This is a genomic window from Flavobacterium sp. MK4S-17 (assembly GCF_009848495.1).
Lineage (GTDB): Bacteria > Bacteroidota > Bacteroidia > Flavobacteriales > Flavobacteriaceae > Flavobacterium.
On sequence record NZ_WWEP01000017.1, the window covers coordinates 1 to 13681 of the forward strand.

At 37.4% G+C, this 13681-nt stretch carries 10 protein-coding genes; 5 read left to right on the top strand and 5 right to left on the bottom strand.

Going from position 1 to position 13681, the window contains the following annotated elements; translation table 11 throughout:
• Window positions 1-47: 47 nt before the first annotated feature.
• From GSF09_RS07710 to GSF09_RS07720, 3 genes are all read right to left on the bottom strand, one after another.
• A complete protein-coding gene (locus tag GSF09_RS07710; protein WP_159800371.1) occupies window positions 48-5702 on the bottom strand; it encodes a fibronectin type III domain-containing protein in 5655 nt (1884 codons plus the stop codon).
• 269 nt (window positions 5703-5971) lie between these two features.
• Window positions 5972-6748, bottom strand: a complete 777-nt coding sequence (locus GSF09_RS07715; protein ID WP_159800372.1) for a TIGR03915 family putative DNA repair protein — start codon at window positions 6746-6748, stop codon at window positions 5972-5974.
• Between the two features lie 2 nt (window positions 6749-6750).
• A complete protein-coding gene (locus tag GSF09_RS07720; RefSeq protein ID WP_159800373.1) occupies window positions 6751-8010 on the bottom strand; it encodes a putative DNA modification/repair radical SAM protein in 1260 nt (419 codons plus the stop codon).
• Between the two features lie 439 nt (window positions 8011-8449).
• Here GSF09_RS07720 and GSF09_RS07725 point away from each other — a divergent pair, with 439 nt between their 5' ends.
• From GSF09_RS07725 to GSF09_RS07740, 4 genes are all read left to right on the top strand, one after another.
• Window positions 8450-9688: a site-specific integrase gene (locus GSF09_RS07725; RefSeq protein ID WP_159800374.1), complete on the top strand. Its 1239-nt coding sequence runs from the start codon at window positions 8450-8452 to the stop codon at window positions 9686-9688.
• Window positions 9689-9973: 285 nt separating this feature from the next.
• On the top strand, window positions 9974-10282 hold the full coding sequence (locus GSF09_RS07730) for a helix-turn-helix domain-containing protein (RefSeq protein WP_159800375.1): 309 nt from the start codon (window positions 9974-9976) through the stop codon (window positions 10280-10282).
• 63 nt (window positions 10283-10345) lie between these two features.
• A complete protein-coding gene (locus tag GSF09_RS07735; RefSeq protein ID WP_159800376.1) occupies window positions 10346-10933 on the top strand; it encodes a hypothetical protein in 588 nt (195 codons plus the stop codon).
• Window positions 10934-11155: 222 nt separating this feature from the next.
• Complete coding sequence (locus GSF09_RS07740) at window positions 11156-11566, top strand: hypothetical protein (protein ID WP_159800377.1); 411 nt, start codon at window positions 11156-11158, stop codon at window positions 11564-11566.
• A 211-nt stretch (window positions 11567-11777) separates the two neighbouring features.
• On the opposite strand, the gene GSF09_RS07745 is transcribed toward GSF09_RS07740, so the two are convergent.
• Both GSF09_RS07745 and GSF09_RS07750 read right to left on the bottom strand, forming a co-directional pair.
• Window positions 11778-12167 carry a hypothetical protein gene (locus tag GSF09_RS07745; protein ID WP_159800378.1) on the bottom strand — a complete coding sequence of 130 codons (390 nt, stop codon included), beginning with the start codon at window positions 12165-12167 and terminating at the stop codon, window positions 11778-11780.
• A gap of 19 nt (window positions 12168-12186) precedes the next feature.
• Entirely contained in the window at window positions 12187-13080 is an 894-nt protein-coding gene (locus GSF09_RS07750) for a hypothetical protein (protein WP_159800379.1), read from the bottom strand.
• A 279-nt stretch (window positions 13081-13359) separates the two neighbouring features.
• On the opposite strand from GSF09_RS07750, the gene GSF09_RS07755 reads away from it, so the two are divergent.
• Window positions 13360-13662 (top strand): DUF6150 family protein, encoded by a 303-nt coding sequence (locus GSF09_RS07755; protein ID WP_159800380.1) that lies wholly within the window; start codon window positions 13360-13362, stop codon window positions 13660-13662.
• Window positions 13663-13681: the final 19 nt, after the last annotated feature.

The following is a 13681-nucleotide window of genomic DNA, read 5'->3' on the forward strand; positions in this document are numbered from 1 at the left end:
AATTCAATTGAATTTCCGGAAGCCTGTCAATTGTTTCCTTTTAAAAATTATTGTTTAAGTACAATCTTCTTGACAGATACCTGACCTTTGTTTTCAATCTTTACAAAATATACACCATCTGCACACCCTGCAATATTTACCTGTGTGCGGGTTGAAGAAGGATATTCCCTCTTGATAATCCTGCCAAGGTTATCTATTACAGTAATTTTTTCTATTGTAACAGTTCCTGTTTCAACCGTAAACTGGCCCGGGCTCGGGTTAGGGTATATTTTCAATTCTCCTGCAAAAGTAGTTTCATCAGTCTGTAAGCTAGTAACAAGTACACAGTCGCTGTAAATAGAGTCACAACCAGGAACCATAATTTTTACCTGGTAATATCCGTTTTCAGTAGGGCTAAAACCCTGTGCGGTAGCACCCGGAATGATTACCCTGTTATCATCAACACATTTATACCATTGATATGTAATGCCGGAGCCTGCCATTAATGCTGCAATAGTTCCGCCATTCATTACAACTTCCTGTGTAACAGGCTGAATAGTTACATAAAAACTTCCCTGAGTACTGCATGGTATGTTGTCATAATAATAATAAACTGTTTGGGAAGAATAAATTGGGGTACCTTCTTCCAATGGTGCTCCTTGACTATTGTCTCCACTGTAAAAATATCCCTCCGGTAATTCCGGCAATATATAAGTACCGCAGGAAACAACGTCAGCCGGGGCAGGTGGCATTGTATTTACCGTAATAGTCATAGTTACAGGTACTGCACATTGCCCGGGATCAGGGGTAAAAGTATAAGTTGTTGTAGCCGTACTATTAACTGCTGGCGACCAGGAGCCATTTATTCCATTGTTTGAGTCTATCGGAAGACTACCCGGGTTTACTCCTGCACAAATCGGAGGAACCTGGTCAAACTCAGGGATAATGTAAGGGTCTGTATTCACGGTAATAGTCATTGTTACAGGTAGTGCACATTGTCCCTCATCAGGTGTAAATGTATAGGTTGTTGTAGCCTGATTGTTTAATTGTGGTGTCCACTCACCAAATATCTGTTCGTTTGAGGAAGTAGGAAGCGCATTTAAATAGCCACCCGCGCATATTGGCTCTACCTGAGTAAAAGTAGGCACCCTGTTTGGAGGCAATGTTGCTTCAATTGTCATTGTTGTTGGCACCGCGCATTGTCCCGGCGCTGGTGTAAAAGTATAAGTAGTGGTGGCCATATTGTTAATTGCCGGCGACCATGAACCATTTATTCCATTTGTTGAATCAACAGGAAGTTCGGCTAAATAACTTCCCGGGCATATAGGCCCAACCTGGTCAAAAGTTGGTACAATATCTGCATTTAATACTTCTATTGTCATTGTGGTTGGCACAGCACACTCCCCAACATCAGGAGTAAACGTATAGGTTGTGGTTTGCATATTATTGATTGCCGGCGACCATGAACCATTAATGCCGTTAGCAGAATCTATGGGAAGGTTAAAAGATTCGCCTGCACATATTGGCTGTATCTGCGTAAATGTTGGTGTTACAGGAGCTGTACAAGGTACAGCGCAAACAACATATCGTATTCTGTTAACATTTTGACCGCCACATGAATTATTGGAATGAAGGAAAAACCTGATGGTTCCTGTGTTATTTCCTGAAGACCAGGTTACAGGTGTTATTCCCGAACTTAAAAGCGTATTTCCATCGGCAGTTGTAATAGTTATATGATCTGTTGCTACAGAGCTTGTAAATGTGTACGTTTTATTAGGCACAATTGCAACATTGGAATATTCACCCGCCCATGATAAGTTTGATATTACTTCTGGCGCTCCCGTACAGGATGGGTTAAAAGTCTGTTCCGGGTATAAGCCTGAATAGCCCGACGGTACATTTGTACCGTTACATACAAGTGCATTTGCTGTAGTAAAACTTCCGGTTACCCATGTACTGTTTATGCCTGTATTACATTTTACCCTTATCCAGTAATAATAAACAGTAGAAGGGCTTAAGTTTTGTAGCTGAATCTTACTGCTACTTGTATTGATTGCAGAAGTGCCGGAAGGGGCAACATTTTCTGTGCCTACATAATATTGGTAAATACTAGATAGCTGAGACCAGCTTAACGTTGCGGAATTAGATGTTATGTTATTTATTGCGTGGCTTGTAACACCATCACAAACAGGAGTAACGCAACTAATTGATTTTGTCCTTTGTACACTATTAACAGCACAGGAAGAATTCGAGTTTAAATAGAAGCGCGCAATCCCTGAAGTTGAGTCTGAGAACCATGTTAACGGTGTTGGCCCTGCTGCATAGGTTTCTGTCCCGTCTTCATTGGTAATAGTAATATAGTCAGTGGCTACACTGCTTGTAAATGTATATGTTTTAACATCAGCAATGTTAATGTTTGTAAACTGCCCTGTAAAGGCACTGGTTGTAATAACTTCGTTAGTACCGCTGCAGGCCGATGTAAATGTATCTAAAGGCCATAAACCATTTACAGCACCATTACATCCGGTTGTGGCTGCAGGTATTGTGGTAAACGACGGGCCGGCTACCCAAAGCCCTGCTCCAGTAATACAAACGGAGCGAACCCAACTGTAATATGTTGTATTAGGTGCTAATCCGGAAACTGTACCATAAGTATTAATGGTATTGGCTACTGCCGGAATGTTGTCAGACGGAGGCGTATTAGCCAATGTTGCCTGGAACTGATATCCAACTGTTGGCGGATTAGCAGGAGATGTATAGCTGAATGTAGCTGAGTTTGATGTAATATCTGATATAGCTATATCGGTTGGCAAGCCACAGGTATTTGGTGACACACAGGTAACCTTTTTTGTCCTTTGTACATTGTCTTCGCCACAGTTTATATCAGCATGCACGAAAAAGCATATTTCATCATTATTCGTATTGGAAGACCAGGAAAGAGGCGTTGGCCCATGTGCAAGCAGTACTGTCCTTTGTGCATTTGTAATGGTTATATAGTCTGTAGGTACAGAACTTTCAAAAATATAGCTTGTAGATTCTGTAATATCTATTAAAGTATATTGTGCCGTAGACGCAGATGTTGTAATAACTTCAGGCCCTCCGTTACACATTGGTACAAAACCGCTATTAGGGTATCCATAACCGGTAAAGCATCCACCTGCAAAAGTGGTAAAGCTTTGCCCTGCAACCCAAGGTGAGGATCCACTACCACAAACTGAACGTACCCAAACATAATAAGTGGCACCCGGAGTTAAATCAGCAATATTTGCATTTCTGTTGGTAGTTACATTATCTGTTGCAGGATAATTATCTGCAGGAGCAGTATTATCTGTTGAGTAATAATATTGATAACTGCTTGCATTTCCTGTCCAAGCCAGCCTTGCCGACCGGGCGTTAATATTAGAAACAGTAGCTGCGCCCGGCGCAACACAGTTATCTGTACATTGTATAAATTTATCCCTTACCGAGCTGGAAAAGCCACAGGCAACCTGTGAATGAAGGTAGAACCTGACTTTTCCTGAAAAAGCCCCTGAATTCCATGTTAATGGCGAAGATCCTTTTGCCAGCACATTCGTTCCGGCTTCATTGGTAATGGTAAGGTAGTCAGTCCCTATGGTACTTTGAAAAATATATTGCTTGTCGGCTGAGAGGTTTACGTAAGAGAATTGGCTTGCCGCACTTTCACCAATATGCTCCGGGGTTCCGTTACAGGCAGGTGTAAAAGTTTCCATAGGGTAAATTCCGTAAAATGCCCCATTACAGCTTATATAGATTGAAGAAATTGTCCTGAACACACCACCGGAAACCCACGGGGTGCTTCCACCACCATTACAACTCTTTTTTACATAGTAATAATAAACCTTATTTGGCTGCAGTTCATTTACTATAACACCATTAGGCCTTGTCCCTCCGGTTAATGTTATTCCAACATTAGGAGCTGTATAGGGTGAAGAAGTAACACAAACGAAATAGCTAACTCCCGGTTCAGCACTATTGGGTGTCCAGGACACAAGGGCGGATGAAGAAGTAATATCTGAAACTTTAATACCTGCCGCCCAGGTGCAGCTACCCGGAACTGCACAGGTTATATAACGGGTACGGTCAACAGATTCTGCAACACAACCTGCATCAGAATGTATAAAATACCTTACTACGCCGTTAAAGTCGTTTGAAGTCCAGTATAATGGTGATCCGCCTGTAGCAAATACTTTATCCCCGGCTTCATTTGTAATAGTTATATAATCTCCTGTATCAGAACTTGCAAAGGTATATTGCCTGTTGGCAACAATATTTACATAACTATACTGCCCTGCTTTGGAGTCGGTTGCAATTATTTCACTTGAACCGGTACCCGCCGGGGTGAATATTTGTTCAGGATACAATCCAAAGTAAGCTCCGTTACAGCCGGATAGAGGGTTAGTTTTAAAACTTCCCCCCGGTATCCAAGCACTTTTATTAGTACCGCATACTGAGCGTACCCAAAAATAATAGGTTGTGTATTCTGAAAGGCCTCTCAGCGGGTTAATTATATTAGTAGCTGAGGTTGCTGTAGGATTTACACTTTCCGAGGGTGTATTGCCTGAATTATTAAGATAAACCTCATAGCCGCCACTGGGCAAAACAGAGGGTGCAGACCATGTTAATTTAGCAGTAGTCGCTGTAATATTTGAAACTTCCAAGTTGTTCGGCACACCACACGGCAGGGTTTGGCATGCAATTGTCCTGGTCCTGTTTGTATTTTCAGTCCCACATCCTGAATTAGTATGGATATAATACCTTACTACTCCTGATACAGTACTTGAATTCCATATTAAAGGTGTTGTACCTGTTGCATAAACAGTTGTACCATCCAAATTAGTTATTGTAATATAATCAGTAGGCACTGAACTTTCAAAAGTGTATTGTTTATCAGTCAGCACATTAACATTGGCATATTCTCCTGCCCTGCTTTGCGATATCTGCTCGGCATTACCGATACAGGCGGGTGTAAAGGTTGCCTGGGGATACAATCCGTAAACAGCACCATTACAGGCCGTCCATGTATTTGTTGTAAATCCGCCGCCGTAAACCCATACCCCTTTTTGCTGGCCACAATTTGAGCGAACCCAATAGTAATAAGTGGTCCCGGCATTTAATCCGCTTAATACTTCAACAGCGTTTGTTGTTGTAGTTGCGGTAGCAGCGGCAGATGGCACCGGTGTTATCATTGTAGTACTTGCATAAACTTCATAACCTGAACCCGGTGCTGTGGCCGGAGCTGTCCAGCTGATACGGCAGGAATTTGATGTTATGTTTGAAACCCCAAGTGCTGTTGGAGTACCGCAGGAAGGCAAAGGCTGAGAGGCAATATATCTTGTCCTATCTGTTCCCTCATCGGAACAATTGGAATCAGCGTGAATATAGTAACGCAAGTTAGTATTATATTCAGGAGTATAGGTTAACCCGGATGGACCATGCGCCAAAACTTCGTCATTAAAATTAGTCAAAGTAATGTAATCCGTAGGAACAGATGAGGCAAAAGTGTATACCCTGTTTGTTGAAATATAAATTAAATGTGCATACTCACCAGGTTCGCAATTATTATTTATTATTTCAAACGCACCAGTGTTTAATGGTGCATAACTATTAAATGGATATTGGTATCCGTTAGTACACTGCCCCATGGCATTTGTAATAAAAAGTAAAAAAGCCAGGAGGCTAAGCAGGGTAATTTTTGTTTTCATAGATGGTGGTTTACTCTTTGTGTAATTTTATATGGAGGTTTTCAAATTCTTATTGGTTATTTTAAAAAAGCTGTAAATGTATGTTAATAGTACATTCTCACCAAAATTAAATCATCATAACTTATAAAATTCAGAGAATGTATAAACGTAGCGGTATAGGATATATTTGTAGGTATATTTAGGATATTCGTTTTCTCAGGGTAAAATTTATTTACAGAATATGCTGATTTTGAGCTATAAGTAACGTAAAGATTACTACATTCAGGCAACTAATTTTTCCCTTCTTTCTCGTTAAGATATTTCCAGTAGCGTTTAGGGACGTGCTGTATATGCAGCTTCATATTTTTACGTGCAGGTATATTGGTGCTGTTAAAATAATCTTTCCACAACATTGAGGCCAGCTCTTCTTTTTCGTCTGTAAGTTCCGCAGGCAGTTGAACTTTGCTTGTATCTACACTGGCAATAAACTCATATGTTATCTGTTCTACCGTATGCAGGTTATAATATAAACCGTATTTGCGTTTTACATCATAAATTATCCATTGCTGGTCAGCATATCTATCCCTGAAAAATTTGGCTACCAGCGGCAGTACATTATAATCAGGTTCAATAGGGCAGTAATAAATTCCGTCAGCCGTTTTCTGGAAACGTATAAAAGCCTTCATCCTGTGGCGCTCGCGGCTTATTTTACGTTCCATTTGCGTTATCGCCATAACATGCGGATTGCCGAAATTAGCTTCGGCGCCCTTTGGATTGTCAAAAATATACCGTGCAAAATCAAACATATCCTGAAAAACTTTTGCGTCTTCGGCAAGATGTACTTTATAAAAAGTTTGCGCCCAATTATTGCTTAGCTTTTTTCTTAAGCCATTCCATACACGTTTGGTCTTTGCTTCGTCATTTATAATCTCATGGCTTTCCTCCACCATTGACGGTTGGTAAATTTTATCCCATATCAGCCGGACTTTTACTGGCTTAAGCTCATAAAAATCAAATACAGCCGTAAGAAGCCCTTCAAAACTTCCGTCAAAAATATAGGTTACCATAATTAAAATAATGAAAGCTGGTTTTGTGCGTTTTTCAGGTACTTACTGCTGCTTTCGGCAAATATAAGCCCTTTTAGGCGCGGTGCATCAGGCTCATTAAGCAGGTAAGGGCTATCGGCACAGCGGATAAAGTGTTTAGCGCGATTATAAGCCACGCCGATTTTCTGGAGCTGGCCGCTGCGCAACCTGCCAAACCTGCGCGCCTGGATAATTTTTTGTGCAGACCGGACACCTATACCCGGAACGCGTAATATCATTTTATAATCGGCATAATTAATATCAACAGGAAACTGGTCGAGATTACGCAGTGCCCAGCTTAATTTGGGATCCATATCGGTATCCAGGTGTGGATTTTTTGGATTAAGCAGTTCCTGTACATCAAAGCCATAAAAACGCATCAGCCAGTCAGTCTGGTATAATCTGTTTTCGCGGAGCAATGGAGGCTGGCTGCCAATAACAGGCATGCGGCTATCATAACTGATAGGAATATAGCCGGAATAGTAAACCCGTTTCAGCGAAAAATTTTTATAATATTCGTTAGCACTGTACATAATCTCCATATCCGTTTCGGGCGTGGCACCTATAACCATTTGGGTACTTTGCCCTGCAGGCACAAATTTGGGTACGTGTTTTATAAGCCCGGTTTTCTTTTCATCTTTAAACTGCTTTATATTACCCTGAATAAAACCAAGCGGTTTCTTTACATCATCATGTGATTTATCAGGAGCGAGTAATTTTAGTCCTGTTTCGGTAGGCATCTCCAGGTTTATACTCATGCGGTCGGCATAAAGGCCAGCCTCAGTCAGCAGTTCTTCACTTGCACCGGGAATAGTTTTAAGGTGTATATAGCCGTTAAAGCGTTCCTCAAAACGTAATTTTTTTACAATGCGAACCAGGCGCTCCATTGTAAAGTCTGCATTTTTAAAAATGCCCGAACTTAAAAATAACCCTTCAATATAATTACGGCGGTAAAAACTCATAGTGAGCTCAACTACCTCATCAACTGTAAAAGCAGCACGCTTTACATCGTTACTTTTGCGCGATACACAAAAAGCACAGTCATAAATGCAATGATTGGTAAGCAATATTTTAAGCAATGACACACAACGGCCATCTTCAGTATAAGTATGGCAAATTCCGTTAGAGCTATCACCAATTCCCTTATTGTTATTTTTCCTGTTTCCACCGCTTGATGAGCAGGAAACATCATATTTTGCCGCATCAGCTAATATGTTTAGCTTTTCTCTTATCCTGTCACTCATATTGTATTATTTTCTACAAAAATAAGAAAATAATCTTATCATAAAAATGGTCAAAGTTTTTTTAAAACTAAAAATGAAACTAATTGTTTGCTGCAAAATTTTTTAGCAGTCTATATAAAGTTAAGCTGGCAAGGTATGATTTGCCAAAAACTTTTTGTGCACTTTTGAAAATTTTGCAGGTGGCCTGAAAACAAAAAAACCTGCAAAATAACGTTTTGCAGGTTTTACGATACTTTTTGAAAATTTTGCTTTGTTTTGAAAAGCCTTAAAATTCAATAAAAGTGGAGAAGATGGCTCCCGAACCTTTTATATTTTTGCATATTAAAATTTATCATAAACACCTTCATTTTCAGTACAATATACAGTATATTTGTACAGTTCGATAAAGTATAATAACGTTTAATTTAATCAAAACGACAACCCAGACGACAACTGTATAATGGCAAATGTAAGATTTAATTTAAAGAACAGGAATGAGAAAGAAACTTTAGTAGTTTTAGTATTTCGCTATGACGGGAAGAAGTTTGTTTACTCTACTGGGCAAAAAATAAACCCGGAGTATTGGAATGATGAAGAGCAGAAAGCACGTAATAATAGAAATTTTAAAGGCGCAGTAGAATTTAATGCCTATCTTGAAAAACTTCGGTATCATACGCAAGACATTTATAGAAAACACCTCAACGATTCAAAACCTCTTTCCCTCAAAGATTTTAAAGCTGAATTGGATATTGCCCTCGAAAAAGAGCAACGCAAAGAAAAGCCTTCATTACTCCAATTTATAGATGAATTTATCAAACGTAAAGAAGAAGCTGGAAAGCCCTATGGCTCAATTCAGGTATATAAGAAAACTCTAAAACATTTGACCGATTACACAAAAAAATATGGTGTAGTGAACTATGAGGATATTGATATTGACTTCTTAGGGAAGTTTACAAACTTTCTGTACTCCGCTCCACGTTCATTTTCTGTAAACTATTCGCTAAAGCTCATTCAAAACCTGAAACTTTTTATGAATGAGGCAGCTGAATACGGCTACCATATAAACAATGCCTATAATAGCCGAAAATTCACTATCAAAAAAGAAGATGTTACACACATTTACTTATCAACCGATGAATTGGAAAAAATCTACAATGAGGATTTGACAACCAACCAAAAATTAGACCGTGTAAGAGATACTTTTATTGTGGGATGCCTAACGGGGCTTCGTTTTAGTGATTTTAGCAAAATACAGCCTCAACATATTAAAAAAGTGGGAAATGTTGAGGTTCTTGAAATCGTTACTCAAAAAACGAGACAAAAAGTTACTATACCAATATCTTCAAAAGTGAGGGCTATTCTAAATAAATATAATGGTGTAATGCCACGACCAATTTCAAACCAAAAGATGAATAAATATCTTAAAGATTTGGGAGAAAAGGTAAAAATCAATGATAATGTAGTAAGTGTTAGGACTGTGGGTGGCATTCGTACAGAAATCGTACAGAAAAAATACGAACTGATTAGCACCCATACTGCTCGGAGAAGTTTTGCCACAAATTCTTTTAAAGCTGGCGTGCCAGTCATAAGTATTAAAAAGATAACTGGGCATTCTACAGAGGCAAGTTTTTTACAATATATAAAAATTTCTTCTGAAGAAAATGCTGTATTAATGGCTCAAAATGACTTTTTTAAATAATAATAGTTAAACCAACAAATTAACTATTTAATTTGAGCGAAATTAAATAACTCCTTCATTTTCAATAAATTATTTTAAAATTTATTTTGATAGTTACAAAAAATCACTTTACTTTGCTCTCAGAATTGACACAATTACCTGAACGTTCATTTAAGTTAATTTAATTTGTCCAAAACAGTTAGACGTAATATAAAAAGTGCCATTTAGCGCCCAGCTAAAGAAATACAACCTGAAGGATAGAACTGTTTGAAATTAATCAATGTTTAATTTTAAACTAAGGATATTATGTCCATGTATCTTGAAGGCGTAAGCGTAACCGAACTAAAGGCTCTTATTAAAGAGACCGTAAAAGAAGAATTTTTGGCCGTCCTGAACGAGCAAAAAGAAAATTCCCAGAAAAAATCTACAGAATTATTGACCAGAAAGGAGACCTCTGCAATGCTTGGTATTTCCTTAACTACTTTACATGCTTGGATGCGGGAGGGTATATTGCCTTACTATCGCATAAACAGCCGCATAAGATTTAAAAGTGAGGACATCCAAAACATCCTTGCCAGCCCTACAAATCTTAAATATTCCCATAAGAAACATTAATTATTATTAACCAAAAAAGGCGCATCATTGGAGTGAATACGCCTTTTTATAATTCATTTAGCAATGACAAAGATAGCACTTAAAGACAATAGGTTCACTATGATTTATTACAACGTTATGATAGAACTTGAAATTGATTTTGATGAATACCTCGTTTTGGAAAGGATGCTGCATAGGAGCAAATCCAATAGCTATTCTGAGGGTATTTCTGCCTTATCAAAATACTTAGGGTTTAAGTGGCCAACTATTAAACGAAAGATAGAAAATTTAATGATGAAGGGCTATATACAGCATTTTGACAAAGGGGAGCCATACCTTATAAAACATAACGTCAAAGATGTTTTTGAAGGCAAAACTGGTAACTATTTGAAAATATATCATGCACATCGGAGCAAGTACAAACTTTCAGTTAAACATTATGGAATGTTATATCTCATTTACTCTTTATCAAAAAGAAAAAAAAATCGAGTTGCAATAGCTGGAATGAATTTGTATATATCGGTGCTTGGTATAAGTGATAGCCATTACAATCATACAAAATCAGATTTTTTAGCCCGGGGCTTTTTAGTCGATAGTCGTAGCCACTTCTTAAAACTTAGTGATGAATTTTTTGAATGGTTTGCAAGCCAGGAAAATATGGAAAGTGTATAAATCCAGCAGAATAAAACTGTTTGTTTACTACCTGCAAAACTACAGTTTAATCCCTGCAAAGGATATAGCCAATTATGGCAAGTAAATATAGTAAAATAATGCATACATATAATACTATATATAAAACGATTAATAACACTTTATAATAGCTGCACAGTTTGCAACTGTACAGCATCATTACAACAAGAGAAAGTATTATTAACAACTATTAAAATTAATTTTATGAACCAGCAAAATCCCGGTAACGGAAATTACAGGAATGCAGGGCGAAAAATGGGAAGCTCTAACAAGTTTACCAAAGAAGCCCAGGAAAATCTACAGGCCATCCTTGTAGAGAATTTTGAAAAATTGGAGCGGCTAATGAATGCCTTACCTCCTGATGAGAGAATTGTACACCTTAAGAATTTTGCTAAAATTCTTGTGAAAGGTAATGATGAAACCTCAACTGGTGTAAAAGAGGTTATTTTTGAGCAATTGTTACCCCATTACAAAAAAATGGGGCAGTATCTAAGCCATGTAGACCCGGACAGGAAAATTAGGGAAGCCCGACAATACCTTCAGTTACTTAATCCCCAACAAATTCAGGAGATTATCGTAGACATGAATAAGCGGCAGAATATCAAGATGTACTAATTAGTGGTGGTGATAAGGCATATTTGAGTCTTATCTGAGATTGAAAAAGCCATTGAACCCACGATTTGGCAAAAGTGCTTCAAAGTCTATGGTTTTCAATGGCTTTATTAATTTAAAGGGTGGTGATACCCCCCACCTTTAAAGCAAAAAGCATACTCTTTCCTATAACCTACTTAGATATTCTCCTCTGGCTTACATTTTTTAATGAAAACTAATATTTTGTCTTTAGGAAGTCTGCAATATCAGATTTTATAAGAGTATATCCCAGTTGCCAGGTATCAACTTCTGCTTTTAGCATCTCATACGATTTTAGGATAACCTGTACCCAGCTATCATACTGTTTAAAATCGGTATCTTTTGAGAAGCCAGCTTTAACTTTCTGATGCGACACTTTTAGCTTGTCAATTTTTGTTTTTAATTGTGATAATAACTTTGAAGCAGCATCCGGCTCATCCGAATTTAAGACCTCATCAAACAGATTAATTGAGGAATACAAATAAGTTGCTGATTTGAAAAATTCGCAGTCGTTTTTTAGATTTTGCCCGGAAACTCTTGTAGAAACTGCTGCAAATAAAAGCAGGAAATAAAGTAAGTTTTTCATTTGTTATTATTGATTTGATTTAAAAGCATTTTTTAAGCCCTATACCCATACGCTCATCTGCATCTGCCTTTTTTACCCAGTAATTACGGAAATCATATTCCACAATATTTATATCCTCTCCATTATCTCTATAAACAACATAGTAAGTATATCCATCAGTTTCATCTTTGAATTCGCAACGGAGTGTACCTACATATTCCTTTGTATATTCATCGCCGGAATAAATTTTAATCCCGGTATTTTTGAATATGGGATGCGTCCAGTCTGAAGGATTAGATTTCGCCGCTAAAACTTTATTAGGGATATAGTTGATAATAGTAGTATATGTGTCATATTGACTGCCTAATTTTGATTTTAAAGCCTTGTAGTAATTTTTTTTGAGCATAGGTAAATTATCTCTTTCATTTGAGTTAAAGTTTTGTGTTGCGCCTTTACTCAACTCAAAACTGATAGTGTCTGGTAATGAAAAATTACATGAAATTATGTACTGACCTTCATAACTTTTAACAACACTATCAGCCCATTGCTTTTGAAATAATTTTAAAGATTCTAAATCAATATTAGGCTTTTGCACAATTTTCTTAACTAAGCGATCTTTTTTAATTACAGGGTTTACAACTTCATCTGAGCTACTTTTTTTAACCTCATCAGGCAATAGATATGCCCCCCAGCCATATGCTACTAATGAGAGTATCAACAGAAAAATACGCAACCCATTTGAAAACTTAGGTTTATTTTGCTGAGGGTCTTTATTTTCAAAAAAACTACCCCATAAGGTTAAAAGAAAGATAGCCCCTATAATCCAAATTAAAGATGACTTCCACGAATGGAAAAAGCCAAAAATTATAAAAATGAGATAAAGTAGTATGCCTAAACCTAAGACAATTTTGATGAGGGTTTTAATGTTTTTCATATACTGTTTAATTGGTTACTTCTGTAAGTACTAAAAGTATATGATACCATTATAAAAAACGGACGTGCCACGTATCACATTGCTCACAGTGGTTCGGCAAAACCATATACAACAACGGAACAGGCACGCCTTGCAGGCGCACTTAAAACCGTCTTGCTGTATAATTGAAATTTTGCCGATTTCTGTGAACAAGACTATTTAGTACGAATATGTTACACCTCTGATGAGGTTTATTTTCTAAGACAAATTTAATTAAATTTGAATGAAATTAAATATATTATGAAACTATTACTCATATTTCTTCTTTATTCTTCAATGGCTTTCTCACAAAAAGTTTTTATAACTGAAAATCGTTCGGAAGCTGATTATATTGTTTACGTTACTACCGATAAGTTTGAAGCTGATTGGATAGTAATGAGAACCGAATGGAGGAATCAAGCAAAAGACGGTGTTTGGTTTATTGAAAAGGAATGGAAGAATCAAGCTGACTTTAAAATATATATTACTACAGATAAAAGCGAGGCAAAGAAAATCGTTTATTATACCGAATGGAGTACAGAGATAAAATTTAAAAGAGATTAGTATTTAAATTGATTAAATT

Coding starts and splice junctions, on each gene's coding strand:
- GSF09_RS07710 (WP_159800371.1), bottom strand. CDS start 5,702: ATGAAAACAAAAATTACCCTGCTTAGCCTCCTGGCTTTTTTACTTTTT.
- GSF09_RS07715 (WP_159800372.1), bottom strand. CDS start 6,748: ATGGTAACCTATATTTTTGACGGAAGTTTTGAAGGGCTTCTTACGGCT.
- GSF09_RS07720 (WP_159800373.1), bottom strand. CDS start 8,010: ATGAGTGACAGGATAAGAGAAAAGCTAAACATATTAGCTGATGCGGCA.
- GSF09_RS07725 (WP_159800374.1), top strand. CDS start 8,450: ATGGCAAATGTAAGATTTAATTTAAAGAACAGGAATGAGAAAGAAACT.
- GSF09_RS07730 (WP_159800375.1), top strand. CDS start 9,974: ATGTCCATGTATCTTGAAGGCGTAAGCGTAACCGAACTAAAGGCTCTT.
- GSF09_RS07735 (WP_159800376.1), top strand. CDS start 10,346: ATGACAAAGATAGCACTTAAAGACAATAGGTTCACTATGATTTATTAC.
- GSF09_RS07740 (WP_159800377.1), top strand. CDS start 11,156: ATGAACCAGCAAAATCCCGGTAACGGAAATTACAGGAATGCAGGGCGA.
- GSF09_RS07745 (WP_159800378.1), bottom strand. CDS start 12,167: ATGAAAAACTTACTTTATTTCCTGCTTTTATTTGCAGCAGTTTCTACA.
- GSF09_RS07750 (WP_159800379.1), bottom strand. CDS start 13,080: ATGAAAAACATTAAAACCCTCATCAAAATTGTCTTAGGTTTAGGCATA.
- GSF09_RS07755 (WP_159800380.1), top strand. CDS start 13,360: ATGAAACTATTACTCATATTTCTTCTTTATTCTTCAATGGCTTTCTCA.